We start from the raw sequence: 25,871 nt of genomic DNA, 5'->3' as shown, positions 1-25,871 counted from the left end.
TCTCAGGCGAATTCGCGGGAAAGATTCACCTCCCCTGTTGCCCGCTCGCCCCTTCCCGACCATATTGGCCTTATGAAGAAAAAGCCTTTTCGCCTGACGCCCTATCAGGTGCAGTTCCTGCTCGTCGTCGGCTTCGTGACCGTCGGCTGGGCGCTCTATGTCCGCTATCTCGCGATCGAGTTCTCGCAGGTGGCGCTCGCCTGCGATGCCGGCCTGCAGACGATGATCTGCAAGGCACGCTCGGTCTCGACGTCGCTGTTCAAGAATTCGGTGTTCGGCATCGTCGCGCTGGTGATCGCGACGCTGAACCTGATGCGGCCTTCGATCGTGCTCTTGACCCTCGGCGTAATCGCCGCGGGCCTCGGCATCGTGCTCTACAACATCGTCCTGTCGGGCCTGGCGATCGGCCTGCTCATTCTTGGCTTTGCGCGGCCCGCGCCTGCCACAGCGTGAGCGCCAGCAAGAGATAGATCGCGCAGGTCCACATCGACTGCCAGTTGTCGCGGCCTTCATTGAGCAGCGTGTAGGCCGCCGACAAAGCGAGTAGCCCTGCGAAGACCGCCTCCGCGATCGGGCGCACGCCGATCTGCGGCCGGTTCAGCATCAGAAGCGCGAACGGCACCACCGCCATCGTCAGCGAGGCATAGGGGAAGTCGCGGTAGCGCGGATCGAACACGAAGCCGAGCGCGGTCTCGGCCGCGATCACCACGGTCACGACGAGCGTCAGACCGAGCACGGCGGTGAGCTTCGACCACTTCCGTTCCTCGCGCGGACCGAGCAGATCGAGGAAGGTCGGCAGGCCGCGGCCGATGACCAGCGCCTGCGAGCAGAGGATCGGCGACAGAATGCCGGCGAGCAGCAGCGCGCCCCATTGCAGCCAGCCGCCCCAGCCATAGCTCTCATAGTACATCTTGTCGGCGCCGATCCCGAGCAGGATACCCGCTGATGTCGCCGAGATTCCGACCCCCAGCCAGGCCGAGAAGCGCGGAGTCCATGGCCTGCGCCGCAGCGTGATCCCGGCGATGGCGAACACCAGCGCGCTGAGGCCCATGCCGGCGCCCATGTACCATTTCCAGTAAGGGAAATTGCTGATCGGCTGCCCCGGCGGATATTTGAGCTGCCGGCGCACGGAATCGATCAGGCCCCAATAGCCGCCGACGGTGCCTTCGAGCCGGCGCTTCCAGGGCTGGTCATAGGCCTCGATCAGGTTGACCCGGAATTTCTGCGCCTTCGCTAGCCCCAGGATCTCCGAGACGACCCGGGCCTGGTTGGTGCGCGACGGCAGCGCGCCCTCGCGCATTCGTCCTTCGCTCGGCCAGCCGGTCTCGCCGATCAGGATCTCCTTGCCGGGGAATGCCACCGCCATCCGCTCGCGAATTGATTCCACGTGGGAGGCTGCGAACTTCGCCCGCACCGGCATGTCTTCCCAATAGGGCAGGATGTGGATCGTGACGAAGTCGACGGCGTCGTAGACGTCGCGGTTCTTCAGCCAGTACTCCCAGACGTCAGCATAGGTGACGGGCACGCTGACCTGTGCCTTCACCGAACGGATGATGGCGATCAGATCGGCCGTCGTCATCTCCCCGCGCAGCAGCACCTCATTGCCGACGACGAGCGAGGAGATGGTGTTGGGGAATTCCTTGGTGAGGTGGATGGCGGTCGCCACCTGCGCAAAGTTCTTGGCGCGATTGCTGCCGAGCCAGATGCCCTGGATCACCTTCAGTCCGCCGACCTTGGTCGCGACCGCCGGCACCTGGTCGAGACCGTTCTCGATCGAATAGGTGCGGACGCAGTCAGTGATCTCCTTGAGCTGGCGCAGGTCCTGCTCGATCTGGTCGGCCTCGATATGGGTCCATTGGTTCAGCGGCGTCTGGTCGCCGCGGAACGGCGCATACGAGACACATTGCAGCTTGTCGCTGGGGTCGATCGGGGCGCGCGCGAGCGTGATCGGCGTCGCCAGCCACCACCACACGGCAGCAATCGCACACAGGGAAGCGAGGAGAAGCGCCAGTGGCGTACGAAGAGAAATCGGTTCCGTCCTCCGCGAAGGGCCCGTCGATTACCTGCTCGCACGCCGTCTGCCAAGGGGGGTGGTATGCGGCAACGTCCCGGTCTCCCCGGCGAATTAACCTGCGGCCGTTCGACCGGGTCTTACGAGCGTGACTTTGCTGGACAAAAATCCAAATACAGGTCATGGGATTCCGCGGGACTTTTCCGCCGCATTGGAGACCCATTTGGACGCCATCACAGCGCGCGTCCGCGAGGTCTGATGTGGGCGATCAGTGGAGAAATTGGGGAATTCATGCGGCGACGGGTGCTCGAGTTACGAAATGCGGTCCTGCGGCAGTTCGCCGCCACCTTGGCCGTCTCCTCCCTTGTCATTCCAATCGGCCTCAGCGGCGCCTCCGCCCAGAGCGGCACCCCCGCGCCGGACCAAGGCAAGCCGGCTGCGGCGCAGCCAGCCGATGCGGCCAAGGATGCGGCCCAGAACCAGCGCCGCACCGACGAGTTCGCGGAAGCGGCGCAAGTCATCAACGGCCCGGCCGGCAACCCCGAATGCGTCTGGCTCGGCCGGCGCGTGGTGCGGCTGATGTGGCGCGATGACCTCGATACCGCGTTCCGCCACCTTGATCTCTACGACCGCTTCGGCTGCCCCGGCGGCCACATCCAGGCCGCCTTCCGCTGCCTGACCCGGTTCGGCGCCCAGATCGACCCGAAGGTCGCCGAGACCCTGGACAGCCGCGTGCACGCCTGCTGGATCAACCCGGCAGCCCAGCCGCAGCAGGCAACCGCCGCAGCCCCGGCACCCGCCGCGCCAACGACCGGCGCAACGCAACCGCAGCCGGCGGCGAGCCCCTCACCTGCAGCCAGCCCCTCGCCCGCGCCCTCGAAATAACCCGCGATCGTTTTCAGCCTGCGTTCAGGAACGATCGACGATAGCTCCGGTTGGCACTGCCAGGTTTTCCGAAAGTCCGTGCCCTCATAAGGACATGAGGCCATGACAGTTGTGAAACCACGCGGCAGAGGTATGCTCCATTTGCCGCGGACTTGGTCGGATCTCGGGGTCGGATCCGCTTCCCTGCCATCTCAGCCCCATTTGGTTTAGCCGCGATGCGCGTTGTCGCCGCCGTTCTGTTGCTCGTGTCCGTGCTCCACGCCGGCATCTGGGGAGTCTTGCGCGACAAGGAACCCGCGCCCGATTTCAAGGGCCTGCTGCCCAGCGTCTCCTACGCGCCGTTCGAGGGGTCGGCGCACCCCGACATCGACAACATCCCGACCGTCGAGAAAATCCGCGCAGATCTCAAGACGCTGTCGACGATGACGCGCGCGATCCGCCTCTACTCGTCCACCGGCGGCGTCGAACTGGTGCCGCCGATCGCGGCCGAGTTCGGTCTCAAGGTCACGGTCGGCGCCTGGATCGACAAGGACAAGGATCGCAACGAGCGCGAGATCAAGGCCGCGATCGAGCTCGCCCGGAAGAACAGCAACGTCATCGGCGTTGTCGTCGGCAATGAGGTGATCTACCGCGGCGAGCAGAAGGTCGAAGACCTCATCGACATGATCAAGAAGGTCAAGGGCGCGGTCCGCGTCCCCGTCACGACCGGCGAGATCTGGAATATCTGGCGCGACAATCCGGACCTTGCGTCCAATGTCGACTTCATCGCCGCCCACGTCCTCCCCTACTGGGAGAACTTCCGCTCGGACCAGGCGGTCGATCAGGCCGTCGACCGCTATAACCTGCTGCGCAACCTGTTCCCCGGCAAGCGCATCGTGATCGCCGAGTTCGGCTGGCCGAGCGCGGGCTATAACCTTCGCAACGCCGACCCCGGTCCGTTCCAGCAGGCGCTGACGCTGCGCAATTTCGTCAGCCGCGCCGACGCCATGGGCATGGATTACAACATCGTCGAGGCGATTGATCAGCCCTGGAAATTCTTCGAAGGCGGCGTCGGTCCCTATTGGGGCATCCTCGACGCCAGCCGCGAGCCGAAATTCGCCTGGACCGGCCCGGTCGAGAACCCCGACTACTGGAAGCTGATGACGATCGCGCTCCTGGTCGGCATCCTCTTGTCGCTCCCGATCCTGCGGCTGGAGCAGCCGACCGCGCGCCAGGCCTTCCTGCTGTCGGCGACCGCGAACGGCGTCGGCGCCTGGGCCGCGACCGTGTTCGCCTATTGGAACGGGCATTACTTCATCTTCGGCTCGGCCTTCGCGCTGACGCTCGGCATGATCCTGCTCGTTCCCCTCGTCCTCATCGCGATGGCGCGCATCGACGAGATCGCGGCAGTTGCCTTCGGCAGGCCACCGCAGCGGCTGCTCGCCAAGGGCAAGCCGATCGCCGACGTGCCCGAGAATTACTGCCCGAAGGTCTCGATCCACATCCCGGCTTATTTCGAGCCGGTCGATATGCTCAAGCAGACGCTCGATGCACTGTCGCGGCTGAACTACCCGAACTATGAATGCGTCGTCATCATCAACAACACGCCCGACCCCGCCTTCTGGCAGCCGATCCAGGATCACTGCCGCGCGCTCGGTGAACGTTTCAAGTTCATCAACGCCGAGAAGGTGCAAGGCTTCAAGGCCGGCGCGCTACGCATAGCGATGGACCGCACAGCGGCGGATGCCGAGATCATCGGCATCCTCGACGCCGACTACGTGGTCGATCCCGACTGGCTGAAGGACCTCGTGCCGGCCTTCGCCGATCCGCGTGTCGGCCTCGTGCAGGCGCCGCAGGAGCATCGCGACGGCGACCAGTCGATCATGCACTACATCATGAACGGCGAATATGCGGGGTTCTTCGACATCGGCATGGTCCAGCGCAACGAGGCCAACGCCATCATCGTGCACGGCACGATGTGCCTGATTCGCCGCGCCGCGATGGACATGGCCGGCGGCTGGTCGAGCGACACGATCTGCGAGGACTCGGATCTCGGCCTCGCAATCCAGGAGCTCGGTTGGACCACCCACTACACCAACCACCGCTACGGCCAGGGCTTGCTGCCCGATACCTACGAGGCCTTCAAGAAACAGCGTCACCGCTGGGCCTATGGCGGATTCCAGATCGTGAAGAAGCACTGGCGCCAGTTCCTCCCGGGCAGGAGCCGCCTGACACCCGATCAGAAGCGCGACTATGGCCTCGGCTGGCTGAACTGGCTTGGCGCCGAGAGCCTCGGCGTGGTCGTGGCGCTGCTCAACCTCGTCTGGGTGCCGATCGTCGCCTTTGCCGACATCGCCATCCCCGACAAGATCCTGACGCTGCCGATCATCGCGGCCTTCATCGTCTCGCTCGCGCACTTCCTGTCGATGTACCGCCTGCGCGTCGCGGTGAAGCCTGGCCAGATGCTGGGCGCCATGATCGCGGCGATGAGCGTGCAATGGACGGTGTCGCGCGCGGTGGCGCAGGGCCTGATCACCGAGCACCTTGCATTCGCGCGTACCTCCAAGGGCGGCCTGTCGCGGATGTCGATCGAATTCCAGGCGTTCTGGGAGGCCGTGATCGGCGCCCTGCTCCTGATCGGCGCCGGCGTCCTGATCGCCTCCAACAGTTTTCGGCAGATTACCGAGATCTACATCTTCGCCGGCGTCCTGGTGCTGCAAAGCCTGCCGTTCCTGGCTGCGGTCGCAATCGCGATCCTCGAGCTCAGCCGCATCAATTCCTTCAAGTTCTGGCGCGACAGCGCGATCCGCACCGCCGAGCTCATCGGCCTACGCCCCGTCGCACTGCCGACGCCGGTCGGTTCCTCGCAAGCAGTGCCGAGCGAGGTCCGCCGCGAGGTGAACTAAGGGGGCACGGGGCCAAGGCGGCATCATCCCGCACTCTTCGGCGTGGATGACGGGCCGTCAATCGGGTTGAAAATTTGGGGCTAAGCGACGGAAACGCCGGAACAATCCCCATCCCTGCCGCGAACTCCGGTAGCCATCCGCGCTATTGACCTCGGCGGCGGCTCCCCCTACACAGCGCGGGCCGAAGCATGATCCGGAAATTGCCTTACCGGTTTTCCCCGCGGCGCGCGTTAAGACGTAAGCGGCAAGACATGCTTCTCGAATGACCGACGACGATGGCGACCGATCTCGCAACGCCATCAAGCGGCCATGGGAGCGCGTAGCTCAGCCGGTAGAGCACGTGACTTTTAATCACGGGGTCCTGGGTTCGAGCCCCAGCGCGCTCACCAAGCAAAATCAAGGACTTATCCTGTATTTCAGCCCTTCAAATCGAGGGGCTTTTTTAATGCGTGCACACGTCATGCACACACCGCGGGTGCCGCAATGAGCGAAGACGCTTTCGCCTTCGGGGGCCTGATAATGTTTTGGTGCATAATCGTTGTTCGCCTCGCCCGGCGGGCAAAGAGCGGTTCGCCGGCAGACCCGACGCTTTTCCACACCCACGACCGGCAGTAGCTCGCGCGCGTTCCGGGCCGCTAGGAATCGATAGTTTGACGCCGTGTTGGGCGCCGCTTTGATGGCGGCATGCGTAAGCCCGTTCCCCACACACCGCCCGGTCACCGCCCGGTCAAAATCACCCTCGGCGAGATGCGCGAGATGGGCGTGCGCGGCGTGCTGGTCTATTGCGCCGACTATCAGTGCGGCCATAGCGTTGCCCTGAATGCGGACTCCTGGCCTGATGAAGTACGGTTGTCCGACCTCGAGCCCCGATTCGCCTGCAAGGCCTGCGGCAGGCGCGGTGCCGAGATCCGGCCTGATTTCAACTGGGGCCAAACGCGTGGTCCATCGATGGGGTATCGAAACACGACATGATCTGGGGCGGCCTTTCGAAGATCTGATTCTGGTAGACGAAAGCAGCCCAGGTCCTGTCGTCCGATAGGGAGCTATGTCGAAAAGAAACAGCAGAGCCGACCGAAAGCACATCAAATGGCTAGAGGATCAACTTGCGAAAGAGCGCAAGCGCAAAGGCAGTCGAAGGGCTGCCGTCTTCTTCGGCACAATTGCCATCGTCGGTTTTGTGCTCAGTTTCCAATTCCTTTGGCCACGGATGACGCTTGACGCTGACCCATCGAGCTTCGACCCGCGGGATCCGCATCCGCTTCAATTCAAGCTAACCAACACCGGATTCATTAGCCTCAACGACGTCCAGATCGACCTGGGGCTGTGCTTTGTCCAAACGGATGGACCGCTTATTCGAATAGACCCGATTCCATGCTCCCCTACGTGGCTACGGTTTGCGCAGCTACATGTTGATACCCGTACTCGCGATCAAAAGTACACATTTCGGATTGACGACGCTCTGACGGCCGAAAAGCCGGTCAGTCTGACAGCAGCGGATTTTATCCTGAAGGTGAATTACCGGCCGGGCTATTGGCCTACACTGTGGGAGACACAATTCCGGTTCTTCACGCGCCCTGAGCGCGACGGAAAGCTTAGCTGGCAATCGCAGTAGGACCGTCGGGCCGATGGGCACTGTCACAAACCTGTGGCATGACCATTGCACATTCGAAACGGACTGGGATTTCAGTGCCCAGTCTTGAAACAGGACGCTGCCGGGGGGACATGGATTTCGAGCCCGGCAGCGCCCCTGCTTTCAACGATGCTCCTCCGGCATCAAGAGGCTATAGAGCTTGGCAAGCAAGAGGCTGCCCTTAATCGCCCAGCAGACGAGCCGGACCCGCGCTCGCATGACTAGAAGCCGGATCAGACGCATCAGGCCATCACCGTGTTTGTCCAGTCCCGCATGCCGATCTGCTCAAGCAGCCCCTCGAAATCGGCGACGCCGGCCTCGGCAGGGTCGTCCTCGCGGTCCTCCGGCTCCCGGCCATCGTGCTCGTGCTCGGCATCGTCGCAGGCACCCATAGCCCAGCGGACTTGGTCCATGGCGCGGTCGAGAGAGCCAAGGGACGGCTCTGCGTCGTCCGGCTCGCATTCATCGGCGCCGGGACCGTAGCCATACGCTACCGAACCGAACGAAGGTTCGAGGTCGGGATCGGCCTCGAGCTGGTCCAGGAAGTCGATGAGATCCTTAACCAGCTCTCGGGCGTGGTGGACCATTCCGCGGTCGATGGGCGTACCCATGAACGCCTCAAGGCGAAAGGCGACCCTCTCAGAGGCGTTAGCGAGTCGTATGATGGCCTGGTGCCAAGCGGGGTGTACGGCAGCCGCGAGCGCGGCGAACGATTCCTGGGACTCGCCAGGGGCGTCTAGGACGTATTGGGCTTTCATGGTGGTTTCTCACTGGTTCGGCTTTCGACAGCCGTACCCCGTGTCAGACGAGGCAGCCGGGGGGTCGAAACCAGCCAGTGAGACTGGTCGGACGCTTTTAGGCTTTCGCCCTGGACAGCACAGTCCGCCCCCGGCCTTGCCATTCGGAACCGAATAGGCAATAACTCTCGGGTCGGAGCCGCACCGCCAAGTGCGTCCGTCGAAACGGTACCGTCGAGGTACCATTTCATTCAGCCGTCACCGCTCGACGCCAATCGAGTGGACATGCAGACCAAGCATGAAGCGGCTTATCACTGGTCCGGGTTTCGACACCCACGGACAGCCTGCACCTGATTTGCTTAAAAATCCATCCCCTTCGGGGGCATCAACTCGTTGCCGGCGGGTTCCTTGCCGCTTCGGTTTGCGCAATGACGAGTGCCTGGATTACGTCAGCAAGCTCGGAGACCGGCAGAGCGAGACGCGCGACGACGACGCCAACGTCATTCTGCCGGCTGAAAAGCGCGGCGCGCACGATGCCGTTGATGATTTTCACCTCGTGGAGGCCGTCAAAAAACAGCTCGGGGACGTTGTGAAAATCGATCACATCCATGGCTCATCTCCACATCTTGCCTTTACGCGCCCGTTTCGGTTGAATCCACGCATCGCAGCAGGATCTAACGCCATGTGGTGGTATCTGCTTCAAGGTTCGATATTCTTTGCCGTGGTGGCTTCAAACATCCATTGGCAATGGACACCTAACGGGCATCTCGCCGCAATCCTCGGAGGGTCGGCGGCGTTCCTGGTGACCGAGATCATCAATGAATTAAGGGCTTGGCAACAGAAGCGGGCGCTGCGCAATCACCGATAGGCAGGCCTGATCCCGTAGCCCACAGCCTGATCATGGCGCGTAGATACTGCAACAGGGAAAGGCCGTATTCGCGGGCCGCAAATTCAAACATTTCCAAGAGTTCTGGAATGGCCAGATCGGCAATCAGGCAAGCGAAGTGATTGATTTGATCTTCAAGATCGATGGCAAGCTGCTCAACGTCCGTTAGCTGGTCAAATCCCTCCTGAAGGCGGCTCATGGCCACATTCAGATCTATCTCTGTTTCACTCTCGAAAATGATCCTCGCTAATTTTGGATCACCCTTGCGGTGCCAACTCCCCGGCCAGCGCAGTGGGAATATACCCCTGTCAGCAATCGCGAGCCTGATTGCCTGCTCGCGCACATCAGCCAACAACGCCCGATCTTCAGGCGTGACAGCCGGACTGGCGAGACGCCAATACAGATGCAGCCTTGGTTCGCCCGTCCCAAGGCAATTACCGCCGGAGGCAATGACGATCGTTGCGGGGCCTAGCGTTCGCTCGAGCCTATCCCGTCCCGCGTTTGGCATGAAGTCGGCATCGATGCTGATGCATAAACCCTCGAATGGCTCCGTCGAATCGGGCCTGAACGTCCACACAGGAGGACAGAACGCAGCCGGGACCGGGTGGCCTGCCGTCTCCCGCGCTCGCTCATAGACAGCGTCGAGAAAACGCGGGTCATCAAGGGCAATCGTCTCGGCAAACAGTGCTTCATCATATCCTTTGCCGGCCGGGAAGGCCTGCAACAGCACGTGACCCTCACGGTTTGCGTGCTTGAAGATCGAGGCAACGAAACGGCTAAGTTCTCGTTTGTCTGGAGTAAGTGGTTCGCTCAAACGATCCCCGCATTGGGATACACGATCGGCCGATTGAAGTTGCTGTTGGCGACCATGGGAGCCCCTCCAGGCTCGCTGAAGCACAGCGCCACCGCGTCGCCTTCGTCGGGGCTCTGCATCCCCCGCTTCTTCATCTCGTCCTTGCTCTCCAGCACGAGCCGGCCGTCGCTCATGTAGCGGTAGCCAGGACCGCAGATGTCGGTTTGCAGGCTGTCGCTGTCCGGCAATGAGAAGTGAGCCCCCTCGAGCGCGGCTTTAAGATGAGACCACATCTCAGCCCGCCGGTTGGCGGGACCACCGGACGGCTTGCCGGTGTCATCCAGGGGCGGAGGCTCGATCGGCTTTGAACCGAAGTTGATCGCGTTCAGCTTGCCGCTTCCGAATGAGCCGCCGTAGCCTTGCTCCACGAGACGGTCATAGATGCCGGAGCCGAGGCCGCCCACGTCGATATTGACCTTGGCCGGCTTGTCTTCCCGCATGATCGAGGCAACCCAGCCGGCCACCTGCATGGTATCAAGGCCCTTCCGCTTCTCGATCTTCTCGATGCAGCTACCGCGGCGCCAGGCAATGGCCGTGCTGTCAGGACCGAAGCGCGCGGGGTCAACCCCGATGATGAGCGGCCCCGATCCAGTCTTCGGGGCCTTCCGGGCTCGCATCACGAGCTCGTGCGGAATGAAGCTGTCGAAGCTGGAGGCAAGGAAAGCTTCATCCGGTGTCAGCGGATATTCGCGCTTGAAATAGTTGATGTCCCCCTTGTCGGCGATCTTGCAGCGCCGCCAGTAAATCTGCTCGGCATCGAGGTTGTGCAGCTCGGCAAGCCGCTTCTCCTCCGCCGTCATCGCGAAGTCGTCGGGAATGGCCTTGCGATAGGTCGGATCTTCAGACCAGGGAAGGAAGACCGCCAGGAAGCTGTTCTCGCCGGCAACGGCCTTGCACCAGAATTGATGAAACTCATCACCGAACTGGTTGCCCGTGGTCTCCACGATGATTTCCGTGTCGGGGAGATCGGGCACGGTCTCCATCAGTGCGGCAAGCTGCTCCTTGAGGTTCACCCAGAACGCAGCCTCCGAAGCGTGCAAAGCCTGCGCGGTTGACGATCGGCCGGCGCCGTCTTCCGTCGCGACGGAGACGAGATAGCCGCTATCGATGCTAGAGAACTTCAGCTCTTCAGCGTTGCTTGCACCAGTCACCGGGCGCATATCGTCAGGCATGCAATCGTGCATGCGCTTGACCAGGCCGAACAGGTTTCGCACCGCCGGCTTTTCGTGCGCCACGATCGCGGTGAGGAAGCCGGGCTTTTTGATCGTCTTGTGATAGTAGCGGCCGGCAACATAGGTGCTGACGCCTTCCTGTCGCGCCTTGAGGACCACAACGCGCACCATCCCGGTCTTGGCGCGCTGCTCCTCGATGATCTGATGTAGCTTCCGTTGCACCGGATTGAACTTGAACGGCACAAGGCCGCCGGCCTTGGGGCGGATCTTCAGGTGCTGCTCGGCGAAATACTCCAGGTCCGTATCAAGCCGCTCGGCATGATCCAGGGCGCCGTTGATTGCGTCCGTCCAGTGCATCAATGCAACGTCTGCCCATCACTGGAGAGATCGGCCGCGAAATGATAGAGCGCCTGATGAGCCTCCTGGAGCGTTACACCCATTTGCTCGGCAACGCGTTCGGCAATGCGCTCCTTCTCGGCCAATCGAGCCATGAAATCGTTGTCGGCCAGCATGGAGAGGAGTCCCATATCGCTCATGCGCTCTGCTCTAGGTTCTGCACGGCCTGACACTGACAGGCGCCAGCGTGAGCGGTCAGCATGTTGCGCACCACGCCAAGCGGCACACCGGGGCAATCCTCCGCCACCTCCTTGGCCCTCGCATCGATAAAGGCGTCAAGTTCAGCCCGAAAATCTGCGATCCGCTCAGCCAGCGGCTTTTCAGGCTGCGGTTTTGGTTTCAGCATTTGCTTCCTCGAATTTCTTGAGCTTTTTGCGCAGCTCGGCGGCCTCGTTCTGTGCGTCCCTCACGGCCTGATCGCGCTGCTTCTCCCGCCTCTCAAGGTAGACCTGAAGATGATGCGGCAGCTCGGCAAAACGCCCCTTATCTTCTGCGGGCCACGATCGCGGCGCATCAATCGGCCATGCCGCGTTGACTGCCTTGATTACTGCGCGAGCCTTGCCGGGAGGGGCATAAAGCAAGGCTTCGTGCTCCTCATCGATCGCCGTAAGCTCCGCATGCATCAGGTCGGGCGAAATGTTCGAATTGTCCGTAACGAACCGAACAACGTCCGGCACCGAGGCAGGCAAATGATGCGCCTGGTTGAGCTTACACCAGCCCAGAAACAGCCTCATCGGCCCTGCCTCCGCAATGCGTCATGAGTGCGCCGCATCAGCTCGACGTAACGACGCTTATCAAGCGCGGCCGTCATGTCCGTGCTGTCAATCGAATCGTCCGAGCCGTTTTCCAGTTCCTCGAGAACGTTGGCCCTCTTCTCGAGAGGCATCGTTCCAAAGTTGCGGGCAATTTCCTGCGGCGTGTCGTCGGTACCGAAGTAGCCGGCGCGCCGCCGCGAGCGGGTCAAATAATCATCAGCCATGGCTTATCCTCTTGAGGCTCGCTGTGCGGACAACAATTCAAGTGCATCGTCGATCGATCCCGACGCCTGAAACCGTGCATTCGCTCGGCTGACATCCTGCACACCCTGGGGAGCGCGCGGCTGTGCCGTTCCCGGCCGCTGAACCGGAGGCAGGTTTTTGGGGAGGGCTTTCGGCACGTTCTTTTGCATAGCCCGATAGGCCGCAGCCTCCATCACCATGCGTTGAAATGCATGGTGCCGCAGCGCCGGATTGGTCTTCATCTCACGCGCGAAGTCATCGACCGAGACCCCCGCCTCCGCGAACATCGCTGGCAATTCGGCTGCTGCCGCGCGCCGCGTTGTCTCTGGCAGTGTTTTCTCCCATGCGGCAAACTTGCCGTCATGCTCCGCACCAACGCGGTCGAGATCCGCCTGACGAGCCTGCGCAGCATGGGCACGTTCCGCCGCCTGCGCCTGCACGAGCTGGCCGGCCTGTGCCGCAGTCTGCTGAATGGCCTGCCATCGCTGCGGATTTTGAACAGCGATCGAATTCGCAATCGACTTCAGATGACCGGCATCGGTAACTCCCCGAAACTCGGGGAATTGGGATAGGAAGCTAAACTCGGCGACCGCGACAGCGTTGTCCAGGGTTTGCGCATACGCTGACCTAACCTGCTCGGCCTTGGCAAACTCACCCTTCAACGCCTCCACAATGACCGGGTTCGCCAGCGCCTTGCCGAGTTCGTCCGCCTCATGCTGATGCTGGTCCGCAGGCTGCTGTTGTGCCTCTGCGGACTTATTCGCCACCCCGTCTTGAGCCGCTTCAGCCGGCTGCTGTAATTGCGGCGGCAGCGGGTCAAGCCCGATCGATTCCAGGAACTCGGCATCCTCGAGCACCTGCTTCGTTTCGGCCTCGTCTGCCCGCCACTGCTTCAGCGAGTCTGACGCCTCCTCAGGCGTCAGTGCAAGATTATCTGCCGCTTTCTCGCCGCCATGCGTCAACTCGATTGGGCTGGTCTCGAAAGGGTCGCCCGAGAACCGAGAGTCCGCCAACGCGTCAGCCGCTTGCCGGAGTTGGTCATCAAGGCTGGCCTCAGGTTCTTCCTCTTTCGGCTTGTCCGGCTCAACCCACCCGTGATCCACAAGCTCAGCAGATCGGCCGAACAACTGCTCATTGCCACTCGTGAATTGACCGTTTTCGCTGCGAGGCTGTTCGGTCTCGGACATCAAATGATCCTCAGAAGATAATTGAGAATGATCGTCGGCTGCACGTTGTTATGCGACCCGCCCGCGGTGTTCGTAGAGGCCACGGTGGCCGTACCGGTGGAATGGATCAGTCCAATCGTTGCCGGCTGAGAACCGTTTGACGGACCGACAATGCCCCACTGAGCGCCACCCACAGCAGTCACCGTTCCGAGCTGAACGGTGTTTGAGGGGATCTTGTCTTCCGTCGAAGTAACCGAGGCTGTGCCAGATGAGTTGATCGTCGGAAGTTGAGATGCGCTCAGCGTATGGAGTTCGGCGCCGCCAGCGTAACCGAGGGTCGTTCCCGTCACCGCTCCGGCGGCAGTGAGCCGATTTGCAGCAACGCCACCCATGTCGTCCTTGCCCGCGACAACGCGGCCACGAAGGTCGATAATGTTAAACGTCGTTGATCCGTCACCGCCGCCGTACGTCGTGCCCACAATCCCGAAATAGGTGGAATAGGTCGTGCGGCTGATCGCCTGACCGTACGGCAGCACAAACGAGCTGTTGGGCGCACTGGTGCCCGTGTAGGGCAAAACACCGCCAATCGGGGTGTTGTACGGATTGCCGTAGAAGCCCTGAAGGTAAAACACCCCGTCGCCGTTATTGTAGATGGCAACATACGGCGTGCCCTGGACGAGATGTCCGGCAGCGAGTTCGACGTTAGGCGCCGAGCGAAGAGGCTTCGCGCCCAGACCGTCAACGGACAACGTCACCGTGGCGCCGCAAGTCGTGTGCGGGGTGAAGGCAATCACCTGGTTGGCGAGCCGTGAGAGGCTGTCAAAGTTCTGGTTGCTAGCCACCGTGTAGGCAGTGGCAACGCCTCCAGTCGTGATAGCGCCGGAGATGTCATCTCGCCACTTGGCCGCAGAGGCCATCATGGCTCTGGCGCTGTCATTGACGCTGGAAGGCGATTGTCCTTCAGCCCACCCGACAGTCGGATCCTGGGTGGCGTTGCTTGCCGCCGTCTGAGACCACCATGCTACGCCGGTCATGCGTGCTCCTGCGACTTCACGACCACCGGATAGACCCGCACCACCCGATCACCATCCAGGCGAAGCGGGAGAGGCTTCAGCCGCCAATGCTTGGCAGGGTCAAAGGGTTGGCTGTCCTCGTTCTCGATCGGCAGCCATTCGCCGCCGTCCTCGTCCTTGGCCGGCTTGAAGCTGGTGGCGATCAGCTCACCGCCACGAACCAGGCAGTACTGCTGCTCGGCAACGGGAAAGCCCTCAGAAGCCAATGCGGAGTCCGCCAGTGAGCGGAGATAGGCTGAGACGGTCAAACCCTTGCGCTCGGCTGCGGCCTTCAGGAGGTCTTCTCTGGCGTATCTAAACTCAGCCATTGGCGGGCTTGCTCACGACATAGCCAAGCTCAACCAGCCGGGCGAAGATCTCTTCAGCCTCGCGAAGGGCGATCCGGCCCAGTGCGGTTTGGTCGCGCAGGTCGTTGATAAGCTGACGCAGTTGCTCTTCGGAAAGCATGGCGATCACCCAAGCTTCCCATTATCGCCCCAGCCCGAACCGTCGCCGCTCGGAGTGATCTTGCGGCCGATTTCCGTGGTCGATTGATTCCGCATATACCCCTCCGGAATGCTCTTGTTCACAATCGTGAAGCCGGCACGGCGGAGGACCGCCTTGGGGTTGTTCGAGCGGTCGTCGTTGGAGTCGTAGGCCATTCAGTTGCGTCCTTTCGCAAATCAGAGTCGTACGAATGTACTACGTTTGAGCGGACCACGTAATCTTTAATCACGCGCTCATCGTGCTTTTACATCGTTTTTTCAAATGCGTTAGGTAATTCGTCGGAATTGATGCACACACTATGCACACAAACGGCAAAAATGTGCGTCAAAATGACTCAGGGTTAGCCGCCAACCTGCTTCGCAACTCGAGCCCTCAGATCCTCTTCGATCCATGCGAAGACGGTCTCAGGATCGACCGCGCTCGCCGTCGCCTGGATCAGCGCCACAAGCCGGCGCATCGCCTGCATCTCAACGGCGTCCATCGGACCAGTGCGGTTCTCGATCGAAAGCTCGACGTTGCGCGGGATGATCGCGAACAAAACTCTCAAGTAGGTTGACGGGTCGGTCTCCCTCACCCGCTCCAGGACGTTTGCGCCGTTCTTCGTCCAGTCCGCAAGCGCATCAGCGCATGCGGCTTCGGAGAACTTGCTACGGGCGCCCTGAGGCCGTCCTAGGGGGTTCCCAGATTGGCCAGGCTTCCACGGCGCTTTCAGCCCGGTGCTTCGTTGCTGTTTCTTCACCGGTAATCGTCCGGCCCGTAGACCAGCCCTTCTGCCATCAACCCTTCGCATTCCTCGCAATAGCACCTCGAGCGTTTCATCGTTTCACCCCTAGGGAAGGGACTGAAACGAAACGACCCTACGGGGTTTGAAAACCCACCCCGTAATGGGGAGACCGTTTCAACCGTTTCAGCCTTCGTGGATTGGAGAAGTACTTTCATCTGCTTGCCTTTTCGCTGTGTCGTTTCACGTCGTTTCAGTCGTTTCACTCAGTTTGAAACGCCGGCTTGATGAGGTTGATTGGCGCGCAGCCGTTTCACCTCCGTTTCACCCTTTTCTGTGAGGCAGAGAGTGCCGCGACGATCAGGTTTGACGAGCTTGTCGGACTTCAGCCGGTCGGCGCATCGTTTCACCTTGGCTTTGTTCTCGCCCTTGTCCGATACCCACCCGAGCGCGACAGCCAGGCCGGCATAGGACGCGCGTGGGTGGTCTGCGACCGCGAGCAGCAGAACATCTTCATCGTCCCGCGAAGTGGTCTCAGCCCGGCTCTTCTCGGCATCGGAAAGCACCTTGGCCACCACGCTGGGGATTCGTCGGCCCTTACTGTCCCTGAGGTGCGCTGATGTGACGGTCTCGAGTTGGAAGGTGATCGGCGCGAAGTCGGGACCACGAAACTTGCCCTGCCAATGCAGGGACACGAGGCTGTCCGTCTTCCAGCATGTCAGGTTGCCATCGACCTCCGCAACGAAGGCGCCGCCGCCACGGGGAAGCAGGTTGTCTTGCTTCGCATTCTTGACCGGATGACAAAGGACAAGTGTGCACGGCTCGCCAGCGAATTTCAGGCATTGCCGGAACATCCGGGCGTGTGTGCCAGACTCAACGTTTCCGTTCTCCTCGCTGCCCTCGAAATACGCCGCGCTCGTGTCGACAACGATAAGAGACACGCCGCCAAGGTCGTTCACTTCCTGCTTGATGCGTGCGATCAGCTCGGAAACCTTGAACGTTCCTTCGAGAAAATGAACGTCGATAGTCTTGGGATCGAAGTTCATCCTCTCAGAAAGAGCAATCCACCGCATCCGAACGTCGTCGGGGTTTTCGCCCGCAAAGTAGAGAACGCGGCCCGGATCGACATCGTGCTTGCCGATTGGCAGGCCCAGCGCTTTATGAGCCGAGATGAGCAGCGCAACCGCTGTTTTGCCGTGTCCGGTTGGGGCCGTGATCGAATAGAGGAAGCGGCGCTGCACAAGCCCATCAATCAGATAGTCCGGCGGCGTGAAGCCTTCCAGAAACTCCGCGCTGGACTTAATGAGGCGCTGAGGAGCCACTGCTTCAATGACGGGCGCGCGGCGCAACAGGTCCGCGAGTTCGTCCGCGGTCCCGCCGGCCTCGATCCAGTTAGAGACATCCCCTTTCGCGGGGAGGCCCGGCAAACGCACCACGCGGATTGAGCGGGCGACGCTCTGCAGCGTTGCCACTACCTGCTCAGCGTGCGCCTCGCCTGGGTCGTCGTTGTCAGGAAGGATATAGACGTCTTTGCCCTCGAAGTGTTCGGCCAGGTCGGGAGTGAACTTCTCCGCACCGCCAGAGTTGGTCGTGGCGACGAAGCCGAGCGCAGCAACGTTGTCGGCGTCTTTCTCGCCCTCGACCACGACCACGTCATTGTGCTCGGCCGCGGTTAGTTCGGGCAGCCGATAAGGGATCTTCGGCCCCTTTGGAGCACCGTTAACCCACACATTGCCGTCCCAATGCGCTTGGTAGAAGCCAGGACGCTTGACGCGGAGGTATGGCGTGCCGTCCGCTTGCCGATAGATGTATTCTGCTGGCGGACTACCGGCCTTCGCAACCGGGCGCGAAACACGGCTCGTCATGTTCGAAATGGCGTTATTGGCGTTGCCGGATGTTTGTGGCTCCCACCGCGCGAGGCCGGCCCGATTGCGCACATAGTCCTTGCACGTCAGCGCATCATCGCCTGCGAAGCTATGCACCACCATACCGCCGGGCGCGGTATCGTCCAGCCTGATCGAAAGGGATCGGTCTTTCGGAGAGTGCCCCGGTCCAGGAGCCAATATCTGCTTCCCTGAGATCTCGCCACCAAGGGCCGCAGCCAGTTGCTGAAGCGAAAGGTTCATGCAGCGCCTCCCTGGTCGGGATAGTTACGCTTCCTCGTGACCTGCCGCCGGGAGATGGCTTGCTCCACGTTGCCGGCTGCCTGGTGCAGCAAGCTCGACATCGCCTGAAGCTCCTCGGCCCGCCAATGAACCTGGGAGGTGGCTTCGCTGATGGCGCGAAGCTGACCAATGATTGCGAGAGCTAGCGGGTTCATCGCGAGCCCTCCGCCGAAGCTGTCCGGACTTCGGACATCTTTGCGGCCTCCACCGGTTGGATGGTGCAGACGACAAGCGGCTGCGGGCCATAGCGCTTTTCGATCCACATCAAGACAATTTGCGCATCGTCCCGGTACACCACGCCATTGAGAGCGTCGTTCCAGGCCTTTGCGACATTGTCGAGATCCGGCTTCTTCGCCGGCCTGATTTCGCCGGCTAGTGCCTTCTGGCGTTTGCGTTCAGACCATGAGGCCGGGACCGGATAGATGGCGCGGAGCGTGAACTGCACCGCCTCATCGAATGGTGGCCGATCGCGCATTACGTCGACGGCGGCGCCGAAGATCAGGCTCTCATAAGAGCGTGTCTTCTGGGGCGTGTAGTGGCCGATCTTGCCGCCGCGAAGGAAAGCTCGAGCGCGGCCCTTCCCCTGAGGGGCACCAGGAAGAGTGATGGTGATGGGCTCACTCATGCTGCATCTCCGTGAACGTACGGAACGATGGCAGCCGCCAGCGCGAAGCTGATCGCGCAACGTCGCATGAGGCGAGATGCTTGAAGTTTGCGAAGCGGTGAGTTAGATTCCGAACAGATCGAAGCGCCAGCCAGATCAGATTTCGGAAGCCCGGTGCCCGCCAGCGCCGGGTTTTCCATGTGAGGCTGCATCAGGCGGCGGCCTCCGCGCTCTCCTTGGCCTTCCGCTTTCGCGGGATGCCGCGGCGTTCGCCGGAAGTAGAAGCCAGCTTGCCGGCCTCGAGCCACGCATCAAGGTCGTCCAGGTCATACCGGACGGTGCCGTTGCGCTTAATGAAGATGGGGCCACCGCCAGTGCAGCGGATCTTGGTGAGATAACTTTCGGCGAAGCCGGTGTAGATCGCGGCACCCTGAGTATCGACTGGCGGGCGCCGGGTCTTGGTCGTGGTGGTCATTTGGCAGTCCTTGTGTTGAAAGAACCGCCATCCAATTACGGCCTATTACCTGGCCGCGCACGATTAGGACTATCGCTTGCGTTTGATCTTAGTTTTCGCCCCGTTCCTTAAGCCAAGGATACGAAGATAGTGTGAGTTTTCTTGTGTGTGCCGAGACAGCTTGCCCGCCGCCACATGGGCGGCAACTGCCTTGCGCAGAGATCCGTAGCGCTCCTCGTCAGCGATCACTGCGGCATCAACGGGCGAAATGAGTTCACCCTTGGGCCGGTTGCCGGCCAGCGTGTCGCCGGATGTCAATATGCCGCCAGCCTTCTTGAGAGTTACTAAAGCGGCATACCTTTCGCGATCCGTCTTAAGCGGGCTCTCTGCAAGGGCGTCGAGCAGAGCGCGCACCCATTGAAACGCGATGTCCAATTCATGGTCTTGCACCTCAGGGAAGGGCTTCCGTTTTTTCATTTGGAAGCTTCCGCAAACTGGATCACGTTGTTTGCCGGCGGGTTCAGGATCATGTTCAGCATCGAGGCCAGCGCCTCGAATGCCTGCCGCTTCTCCTCCAGATATTCGTAACGGTCATACGTCTCACGCACACCGCCGATGACGTGGCCCATGCACCGTTCGGCATGATCAGCGTCAACCTTGGCGCGGCTCATGAGGCTACGGCCGGTGCGCCGCAGGTCGTGTAGCTGCCATTGCTTCATTGGCGCCCTGCCCTCTGCCTTCCGGATCTTGGCTATGATCCGGTTTAGCTCTTTCTTGGCCTTGCTGAAGCCGCTGAAGGGTTTCTTGCCACCGGTGGTCGAGAACACGTAGCCGTCAGGCTTCTCGCCTATGAGCGCTCGCAGGGCGGGCGTGATCGGAATGACATGATCGAGCTTGTTCTTGTAGCGCGCCCCGGGGATGGTCCAGAGATCGCCATTAATCTCTTCCGAGTGCATCTCGGAGCACTCGTTGCGCCGGGCCATGGCGAGCAGCAGAGATTTCACATACCGGGGATAGCAGGCCGGCTGCTCGATCTTGTCGAGGGCCGCCCAAACGTCCCTGATCTCGTCATCCGCCAGGATGCGCTTGCGAGCCCGCTCCTTCGGCTTCGTTTTCGCCATGCCGCGGACGATCGGTGATTTGAATTCGTCGTCCTGCACCATCTGCCAGTTGAAGGCCTTGCGGACGTGCGCCAACACCCGGTCAGCCATCACGGGACCGCTCTCGGCCTTGATCTCGTTGAGCATGGTGGTGATGTCGCTGCGCTTCAGATCGTAAATCGACTTATCACCAATGCGCGGCCGAACATGATTGGTGAAGGCCGCCTTGACCTGATCGCCGCTCCGTAGAGCGTCAACGTGGTCCTTTTCGAAGGCGTCCAGCACCGTGTTCACCGTGTTGACGGCGGCCAGCTTCTCCCGCTTGGCGTCGGCGCGGGAGGTTTCCAACTCCCCTTGCGGGTCCTTCTTGTCCGCCACCTCGCCGGCTGCCTTCTTGGCGAAGTCGCGAGCCTGCTCGGCAGTGATATTCCCGTGCAACCCCAGGCCGAGCCAACGCTGCTTGCCGGTCGTCTTGTCGCGATAGCGATATCCATACGTCACGGCACCGCTGTTGAGGCAGCGCGCCACAAAGCCCTTCACTTCCTTGTCCGCGAGGATCTGCCCCGCTGTCATCCGGTCAACTTGCGTCTTGCTGATCTTGACCTGCATCGCCCGCCCTCCGTGCACACCAAATCATTACGTGGTCTCTGTGCACACTCTATGCACACACGGCAGGGTCAACGCAAGTCATTTCTCGCCATCAGTTGACAAGCGCAGTAAAGCCTGAATCTATAGGATTTTCTTGGGGTTTCGGAGGAAACGCAATGTTTGCAGCAACTTGGCCTGTGTGCACGGCCATAACTTTTAATCACGGGGTCCTGGGTTCGAGCCCCAGCGCGCTCACCAAGCAAAAGCAAGTTCGACGAGACTGTTGCAAGTTGAGGAGCTTGCCAAGATCGCCACGTCGAAGTCGTCCACATCGAAAAGGTCAACGCGCCTTTCCTCTTCAAGCTCAAAGGTGCCGGGCGAGGAGTTCGGCGCCGAGATCATGCATGCGGCCGAACGCGGCAGGCTCGATCTACATCAGAGCGGAACGCTTGTTCGGTTGCTGCGACGCTGGATTTGATGGGATTGAGGGTGCCGGGCGTCGAGACCCCTGCCGCCGCCTGAAGCCGGCAGGTGCAGCCCATCATGTCGACAAGGCTCGCGTTACAACAGTTGAACCGCCCTCATCGCCCGGGACGCCAAAGGGCCGCTGCTTTGAAACAGCGGCCCTACCGGGTTGCAATAAATCCGAAATGAAATGCCAGCCCCGGTTCGCACAAGGTATTTCGTGACCGCTTGTTCCCCCTTTAACATTTCTGAGTTTCGTGAGTTCTCAAGTCTGATGTCAATCAGGATTTTTGCAAACGCTTCGGATTTTTCCTTAACGTTTGTTCAGGCAAGCGGTACGCAGTTTGCGCAAACTGTTGACTTGCTACGGGGCCATCACAGGGATGTGTGGCTGCCTCGAGCTTGGGGTGAGGGCCCGCCAAATGCCAGCCCCCGGCGGGCCTTCCCTCAAAGCCGATGAGTCTGCGACGAGGTCGAGAACACGCCATCCACTGACGGCCACGACAATGCGACTCGACCGCGAATTCGGTCGCAACCTGCCGACCGATTTGCCTGCAGCGCGGTTGCAACTCTACTTTGCATTACATCGCAAGCGTTGCTACTGGAGGCGGCCAAGCACCAGCCTGGGGTAGGTTGAGGACGCACGGCACTCGGCCGCCCCGGTCACGGGGCGGCCGTGACCGTCTCTAAGTAGAACACAGAGTACTTAAAGTTCCGTCGCTTCTGGCGGCTTTAAGCCCATGCATTCCAAGGAATTTTCTACATCCAATACGTTCGCCAGCTCGCGCCCCTTCCGCGCCGCTGACTGCTGATCAGTGGGCCGGACGAGCTGAGCCCGTCGGACTTTGAGCCTCGGTTTTGTCTGCACGATTGTGGAAAGCGTGGAGCGGCGAGCCGGTCCGGCTTCAACTGGGATGGGCTTGCCGCTATGGGATTATCGATAGCGGCTCAAAGACGGCCCCGGCCGTGGGGGCTTTTAAGGGGATCGTGGTGGCCGGGGCCGTTTGGAGGCGCTTGGACCTTTGGGGAAGGCCAAGCGACCGCAAGCTTACTCAAAGCTCACGGCGCCGTTCTGTTCGCTTCCGCACATTGGCGGCAATGTTCCTCATAGAACATGCCGTTTTTTCCCGTTCGGATTCGCATTTGTTATGGCTCTCTCGCTGCCTCGGTAGCTTTCGATGGCCGGGCTGGTTTTTAAATTTCCGATCTATTGTTGTACCCGCGGCGGCGCACAGCTTTAGGGTTGGCCGTGGGCCTGTTTCCGCACGGAATGAGATCAGCGCTTTCAATACTGAGGCCGCCTTCGGGCGGCCTCTCTGCATTCATCGCGGAAAAAAGTCGGCCCCAGCGGTTGGCGGCGGCTGGGGCCTTGGGGTCGAACTCCGGCACCGTACAGGGGGACCCGGTGACCGAAGCACATCGAGAACGCGCCACATTGCCTGTCGTTCCCGACTCATAGAAGGCCCGAAATTCGGATGAACGACGGCCGACAGTCTCCAATGGACCGCATTTGACCCGTTGCCCGAGCATGGCGCTCGTAGGGGAAGCCGCGCCGGGCACCGATGGTCGTCGTGCTCGTTGAAGCCAAGGACGGCGGAGCCATCCCAATCCACCGTGATGCTTGGGGAAAACCGCTATTGCGTCAGTGCCTCTGCATTTTCCGAATCGGCGCTCCATGCTCGCTCTCGCGAGTGTTCCGATCGCGGGGGGAGACGTGAGCCAGTTCTTATCCGTGCTGTTGCTAGCGACGGCTCTCATGCTGACGGTATGTTTTGGGGTGGCGGCCTGGCGCCTCTCCGACGAGAGAGGCCTCGACATCACCGGCCAAATTCCGCACCCGTCCTACGGGTGGAAGCCGACGCCGGCCAGGTGAGCGCCCCCGAGCGTGAACGCGCGTCCTTGCGATTGCATTCGGCCGCCGCTACGGCTTCGCCGTGCCGGGCTCGGCCATCTTGCGGTGCTGCCTGGCGAGCATCTCGTTCGGTGTGATGCTCGCGATAGTCGTCTGGATCTTGTTCTTCAGCCCCGTGACGACGTTGGAGTCCCCGCGCAGCATCGCGTCGAATCCGGCCTTCGCGACCTCATGCGCATCGTCCTTCTTCTCGGTGCCGACCTTGGTGTCCATCATGTCGGCGCGGCGGAAGAATTCCGTCTCTGTGGCGCCAGGCATAAGGCAGGTGACAGTCACTCCGCTGTCACGCAACTCCTCGCGCAGCGCGAAGGAGAATGAATCGAGGAACGCCTTGGTAGCGTTGTAGACGGCCTGGAAGCTCCCCGGCATGAAGCCGGCGATCGAGCCCGTGATGAGGATACGTCCCGAATTGCGCCGGAGCATCTGGTTGCCGGCGCGATGGATCAAATAGAGCGTGCCGGCAATATTGGTGTCGATCACGCACCTGATGCGGGCAAACTCCTGATCGAGGAAGGCCTTGCCGAGACCGATGCCGGCATTGGCCAGCAGCGCCTCGATCGGCCGCTCGCCCACCGCCGCGCAGAGCATGTCGACACCTTCGGTGGTGGCAAGATCGGTCTCGACCGCTTCCACGCTGACGCCGAGTTTGCGCAGATCGATGGCCGCGTCCTCGATCGCCGATTCGTTCGCCGCGAGGACGAGATCAAAGCCGGCCTCGGCGCAGCATCTCGCGAGTTCCAGGCCGATTCCTGTGGAGGCACCGGTGACGACAGCGAGCTGCTTGGCGGCCATGGGCCTATCCTCCAGATTGCGTTCGCTACGCCCAATCGCCGCGCCGACCGCTCGTTCCAACTCCGGCGCGCAAGCGCATGTGCGCTCCAAGGAAGGCCCGAAGATCGTCGGATCAAGCCTGAAGCGGCCCGGGGATCAGCTTTTCCGTGGGCTTGGCTGGTTCGGCCTCGGCGTGGTGGAGCTGTTTGCGCTGCGGCATGTCATTTGGCGCGCGAGGAACCATTCGCCTGCCGCGGAGTCTAGCCGATGCTTCCGGTGTTCCCGCCCCCTGCTTGCCGGAAGCCGTTTGGACGAAGCCGTAGCCCCGGCGTCATTCCCTTTAGCGCGCGCCGGGTCTCGGCGTGAGCTTGGAGGCAGGCGATGAGCAGGACCAAAGGTCTGCAACAGCGGATCATCGGCAAGACGAAGCAGGCTGTCGGCGAAATCCTTGGCGACCAGGATCTCCATGAGGATGGGAAGGCACAAGCGGAGAGCGGCCGCGACGAGCAGGAGCGCGACGAGCGGGAGAAGGAGCCGAGCCCGCTCAATCCGCTGAAGAAGCTCAAGCAGCTCACGTGAACGACGGGGCGCAACCTGCGGTTTTCGATGCAGATCGACGCATTGACGATCATGTTTCGACGGTTTCCAAACGCCGCTTGCGGTCGCGCTGGATTGCTGCGGTCGAGCTCGGCCTGATCAGCAGCACCTTCTCGACCGTCGTCAGCCAGCTCTTCGCTGCCCGGATCGGCCGTGATGCAGCGGTCGACTGGATGACGGTCGCCGCCATTCCGGCGCGCGACTGGGCGATCAGTGCCGAGCCATCATGGAGCGCGATCCTGTCCGGAATCGCTTTCCACCAATGGGCGGATTTTTCCTGGGCGCTTGTCTTCTTCGGTGTCCTCGGCCGCTGGACCGCTCACCTGCGGCCGCAGGCGATCCTGGTCCTCGCGCTTCCCTGGGCGGTGTTCTCTTCGGCGATGGAATGGTTTGTGCTGGTGCCGCTGTTTCCGTTCCGGCAGCCGCTGTTCACGCTGCAGCAGCCCTACTGGATCGGCCTGCTCGTGCACAGCTCGTCGGCCGTGATGTATCCCCTGTTCGCGCGACTGCGCTGGGCAGGCAGCGATGCGCCTAAGCAGGATGTGCGCTTCACCGACGCCTGGATCACGGGCGGCTTGGTCGCGATTGCGCTGCTCGGGACGATCGCGCTGTTCGGCCGGCATTGCTACGAACTCCCGTGGATGGGCCGCGACAGGGACGCGGACCAGAGCTTCATTCGGCACATGACCGCGCATCACGCACAGGGCATCGAGCTTGCGCGGATCGCGGCTGAGCGCGCGCACGATCCGCATCTGCAGAAGCTTGCCATGCTGATGGTGGCGAGTCAGACCGGCGAGAACAGGATTTTCGAGAACTGGTGGCTGAGCTGGTTCGACACGGAGATGCCGGACTGCACCGCGCAAGAGCGCGCCGTCATGCCGGGCTTCCTGACCCCGGCTGAGCTACGCCAGGTCAAAACCGCCGCGCCCGAGCGGTTCGACGCGATCTTTGTCGAGATGATGACGCTGCATCATCTGGGCGCGGTGAAGATGGCTGATCAGATGTGGCACAGAAGCGGCGACCCGCGACTGCGGATCATGGCCCATGCCATTCGCCATGAGCAGCAGGGCGAGATCGCGCTGATGCAGGGCGCGAGCGGCGTTGCCGCGGTCACCATCGCCTTCCGCAATATGCTCGGCGACAACGTCAATTGACCCGCTGAGGGACCTTGGACGGGCGAGCGGGCTGATGCGCGCTCGTCGCTGCGCTGGCCGTTCCCTTCGAACGGCATCGCTTGCTGCAAAGGCTGCACTCATGCGGACCTATCACAGGTTAATGCCTGCTCTCACGACCTTGAGCAAAGTACCTATGGCTGG

General features: G+C 61.5%; 29 protein-coding genes and 1 tRNA gene. 9 read left to right on the top strand and 21 right to left on the bottom strand.

All coding sequences use genetic code 11. The features are described 5' to 3' along the window. Window positions 1–72: 72 nt before the first annotated feature. Complete coding sequence (locus MTX21_RS05665; RefSeq protein WP_280963838.1) at window positions 73–453, top strand: hypothetical protein; 381 nt, start codon at window positions 73–75, stop codon at window positions 451–453. Here the strand turns inward: MTX21_RS05665 and MTX21_RS05660 are convergent. Continuing rightward, window positions 413–1,972 carry a beta-(1-6) glucans synthase gene (locus MTX21_RS05660; RefSeq protein ID WP_280963837.1) on the bottom strand — a complete coding sequence of 520 codons (1,560 nt, stop codon included), beginning with the start codon at window positions 1,970–1,972 and terminating at the stop codon, window positions 413–415. The two genes, MTX21_RS05665 and MTX21_RS05660, sit on opposite strands and share 41 nt — an antisense overlap. Window positions 1,973–2,302: 330 nt before the next feature. Between MTX21_RS05660 and MTX21_RS05655 the strand changes: the two genes are divergently transcribed. The 5 genes from MTX21_RS05655 to MTX21_RS05635 all read left to right on the top strand — a co-directional run bounded on the left by MTX21_RS05655 (window position 2,303) and on the right by MTX21_RS05635 (window position 7,393). Beyond that, entirely contained in the window at window positions 2,303–2,896 is a 594-nt protein-coding gene (locus MTX21_RS05655; protein ID WP_280970977.1) for a beta-1-3, beta-1-6-glucan biosynthesis protein, read from the top strand. A 215-nt stretch (window positions 2,897–3,111) separates the two neighbouring features. Continuing rightward, the gene (locus MTX21_RS05650; RefSeq protein ID WP_280963836.1) at window positions 3,112–5,781 is read left to right on the top strand and encodes a glycosyltransferase; all 2,670 of its coding nucleotides are present in this window, start codon (window positions 3,112–3,114) and stop codon (window positions 5,779–5,781) included. 313 nt (window positions 5,782–6,094) lie between these two features. Further along, window positions 6,095–6,170: transfer RNA gene (locus MTX21_RS05645), tRNA-Lys, on the top strand. 295 nt (window positions 6,171–6,465) lie between these two features. After that, a complete protein-coding gene (locus MTX21_RS05640; protein WP_280963835.1) occupies window positions 6,466–6,753 on the top strand; it encodes a hypothetical protein in 288 nt (95 codons plus the stop codon). Between the two features lie 73 nt (window positions 6,754–6,826). Next, a complete protein-coding gene (locus tag MTX21_RS05635) occupies window positions 6,827–7,393 on the top strand; it encodes a hypothetical protein (protein ID WP_280963834.1) in 567 nt (188 codons plus the stop codon). Between the two features lie 260 nt (window positions 7,394–7,653). On the opposite strand, the gene MTX21_RS05630 is transcribed toward MTX21_RS05635, so the two are convergent. After that, window positions 7,654–8,022 carry a hypothetical protein gene (locus MTX21_RS05630; protein WP_280963833.1) on the bottom strand — a complete coding sequence of 123 codons (369 nt, stop codon included), beginning with the start codon at window positions 8,020–8,022 and terminating at the stop codon, window positions 7,654–7,656. Window positions 8,023–8,446: 424 nt separating this feature from the next. On the opposite strand from MTX21_RS05630, the gene MTX21_RS05625 reads away from it, so the two are divergent. Then, complete coding sequence (locus MTX21_RS05625) at window positions 8,447–9,016, top strand: hypothetical protein (RefSeq protein WP_280963832.1); 570 nt, start codon at window positions 8,447–8,449, stop codon at window positions 9,014–9,016. Here MTX21_RS05625 and MTX21_RS05620 read toward each other — a convergent pair. The 19 genes from MTX21_RS05620 to MTX21_RS05530 all read right to left on the bottom strand — a co-directional run bounded on the left by MTX21_RS05620 (window position 8,964) and on the right by MTX21_RS05530 (window position 23,979). Then, a complete protein-coding gene (locus MTX21_RS05620; protein WP_280963831.1) occupies window positions 8,964–9,764 on the bottom strand; it encodes a hypothetical protein in 801 nt (266 codons plus the stop codon). The genes MTX21_RS05625 and MTX21_RS05620 overlap by 53 nt on opposite strands. A gap of 80 nt (window positions 9,765–9,844) precedes the next feature. Next, window positions 9,845–11,416, bottom strand: coding sequence for a hypothetical protein (locus MTX21_RS05615; protein ID WP_280963830.1), 1,572 nt, complete (start codon window positions 11,414–11,416; stop codon window positions 9,845–9,847). After that, complete coding sequence (locus MTX21_RS05610; protein WP_280963829.1) at window positions 11,416–11,571, bottom strand: hypothetical protein; 156 nt, start codon at window positions 11,569–11,571, stop codon at window positions 11,416–11,418. Before MTX21_RS05610 ends, MTX21_RS05615 begins: the two co-directional genes overlap by 1 nt. Window positions 11,572–11,591: 20 nt before the next feature. Then, on the bottom strand, window positions 11,592–11,801 hold the full coding sequence (locus tag MTX21_RS05605; protein ID WP_280963828.1) for a hypothetical protein: 210 nt from the start codon (window positions 11,799–11,801) through the stop codon (window positions 11,592–11,594). Further along, entirely contained in the window at window positions 11,776–12,189 is a 414-nt protein-coding gene (locus tag MTX21_RS05600) for a hypothetical protein (protein ID WP_280963827.1), read from the bottom strand. The genes MTX21_RS05605 and MTX21_RS05600 overlap by 26 nt, the downstream gene beginning before the upstream one ends. Next, window positions 12,186–12,434 carry a hypothetical protein gene (locus MTX21_RS05595; protein WP_280963826.1) on the bottom strand — a complete coding sequence of 83 codons (249 nt, stop codon included), beginning with the start codon at window positions 12,432–12,434 and terminating at the stop codon, window positions 12,186–12,188. The genes MTX21_RS05600 and MTX21_RS05595 overlap by 4 nt, the downstream gene beginning before the upstream one ends. A 3-nt stretch (window positions 12,435–12,437) precedes the next feature. Continuing rightward, window positions 12,438–13,640, bottom strand: a complete 1,203-nt coding sequence (locus tag MTX21_RS05590) for a hypothetical protein (RefSeq protein ID WP_280963825.1) — start codon at window positions 13,638–13,640, stop codon at window positions 12,438–12,440. Beyond that, on the bottom strand, window positions 13,640–14,653 hold the full coding sequence (locus MTX21_RS05585) for a tail fiber protein (RefSeq protein WP_280963824.1): 1,014 nt from the start codon (window positions 14,651–14,653) through the stop codon (window positions 13,640–13,642). The genes MTX21_RS05590 and MTX21_RS05585 overlap by 1 nt, the downstream gene beginning before the upstream one ends. Further along, the gene (locus tag MTX21_RS05580) at window positions 14,650–15,000 is read right to left on the bottom strand and encodes a hypothetical protein (RefSeq protein WP_280963823.1); all 351 of its coding nucleotides are present in this window, start codon (window positions 14,998–15,000) and stop codon (window positions 14,650–14,652) included. The genes MTX21_RS05585 and MTX21_RS05580 overlap by 4 nt, the downstream gene beginning before the upstream one ends. After that, the gene (locus MTX21_RS05575; RefSeq protein ID WP_280963822.1) at window positions 14,993–15,148 is read right to left on the bottom strand and encodes a hypothetical protein; all 156 of its coding nucleotides are present in this window, start codon (window positions 15,146–15,148) and stop codon (window positions 14,993–14,995) included. The genes MTX21_RS05580 and MTX21_RS05575 overlap by 8 nt, the downstream gene beginning before the upstream one ends. Then, window positions 15,145–15,333, bottom strand: coding sequence for a hypothetical protein (locus MTX21_RS05570; RefSeq protein ID WP_280963821.1), 189 nt, complete (start codon window positions 15,331–15,333; stop codon window positions 15,145–15,147). Before MTX21_RS05570 ends, MTX21_RS05575 begins: the two co-directional genes overlap by 4 nt. 185 nt (window positions 15,334–15,518) lie before the next feature. Next, window positions 15,519–15,917 (bottom strand): DUF5681 domain-containing protein, encoded by a 399-nt coding sequence (locus tag MTX21_RS05565; RefSeq protein ID WP_280963820.1) that lies wholly within the window; start codon window positions 15,915–15,917, stop codon window positions 15,519–15,521. 248 nt (window positions 15,918–16,165) lie between these two features. Continuing rightward, window positions 16,166–18,025, bottom strand: coding sequence for an AAA family ATPase (locus tag MTX21_RS05560; RefSeq protein WP_280963819.1), 1,860 nt, complete (start codon window positions 18,023–18,025; stop codon window positions 16,166–16,168). Further along, entirely contained in the window at window positions 18,022–18,219 is a 198-nt protein-coding gene (locus MTX21_RS05555) for a hypothetical protein (RefSeq protein WP_280963818.1), read from the bottom strand. Before MTX21_RS05555 ends, MTX21_RS05560 begins: the two co-directional genes overlap by 4 nt. Then, window positions 18,216–18,689: a RusA family crossover junction endodeoxyribonuclease gene (locus tag MTX21_RS05550; RefSeq protein WP_280963817.1), complete on the bottom strand. Its 474-nt coding sequence runs from the start codon at window positions 18,687–18,689 to the stop codon at window positions 18,216–18,218. Before MTX21_RS05550 ends, MTX21_RS05555 begins: the two co-directional genes overlap by 4 nt. A gap of 190 nt (window positions 18,690–18,879) precedes the next feature. Beyond that, a complete protein-coding gene (locus MTX21_RS05545; RefSeq protein ID WP_280963816.1) occupies window positions 18,880–19,143 on the bottom strand; it encodes a DNA-binding protein in 264 nt (87 codons plus the stop codon). Between the two features lie 69 nt (window positions 19,144–19,212). Beyond that, window positions 19,213–19,599 (bottom strand): hypothetical protein, encoded by a 387-nt coding sequence (locus MTX21_RS05540; RefSeq protein ID WP_280963815.1) that lies wholly within the window; start codon window positions 19,597–19,599, stop codon window positions 19,213–19,215. Continuing rightward, complete coding sequence (locus MTX21_RS05535; RefSeq protein WP_280963814.1) at window positions 19,596–20,831, bottom strand: site-specific integrase; 1,236 nt, start codon at window positions 20,829–20,831, stop codon at window positions 19,596–19,598. The genes MTX21_RS05540 and MTX21_RS05535 overlap by 4 nt, the downstream gene beginning before the upstream one ends. Before the next feature lie 2,365 nt (window positions 20,832–23,196). After that, window positions 23,197–23,979: an SDR family NAD(P)-dependent oxidoreductase gene (locus MTX21_RS05530; RefSeq protein WP_280963813.1), complete on the bottom strand. Its 783-nt coding sequence runs from the start codon at window positions 23,977–23,979 to the stop codon at window positions 23,197–23,199. 360 nt (window positions 23,980–24,339) lie between these two features. On the opposite strand from MTX21_RS05530, the gene MTX21_RS05525 reads away from it, so the two are divergent. Then, on the top strand, window positions 24,340–24,537 hold the full coding sequence (locus MTX21_RS05525; protein WP_280963812.1) for a CsbD family protein: 198 nt from the start codon (window positions 24,340–24,342) through the stop codon (window positions 24,535–24,537). Between the two features lie 77 nt (window positions 24,538–24,614). Then, window positions 24,615–25,709, top strand: a complete 1,095-nt coding sequence (locus MTX21_RS05520; RefSeq protein WP_280963811.1) for a DUF305 domain-containing protein — start codon at window positions 24,615–24,617, stop codon at window positions 25,707–25,709. The last annotated feature ends 162 nt before the right edge of the window (window positions 25,710–25,871 follow it).

The sequence above is a fragment of the Bradyrhizobium sp. ISRA430 genome (genome assembly GCF_029909975.1).
In the GTDB taxonomy this organism is placed as follows: Bacteria; Pseudomonadota; Alphaproteobacteria; order Rhizobiales; family Xanthobacteraceae; genus Bradyrhizobium.
The sequence above is the reverse complement of the archived record's forward strand: the minus strand, read 5'-3'. Positions and strand labels throughout refer to the sequence as shown.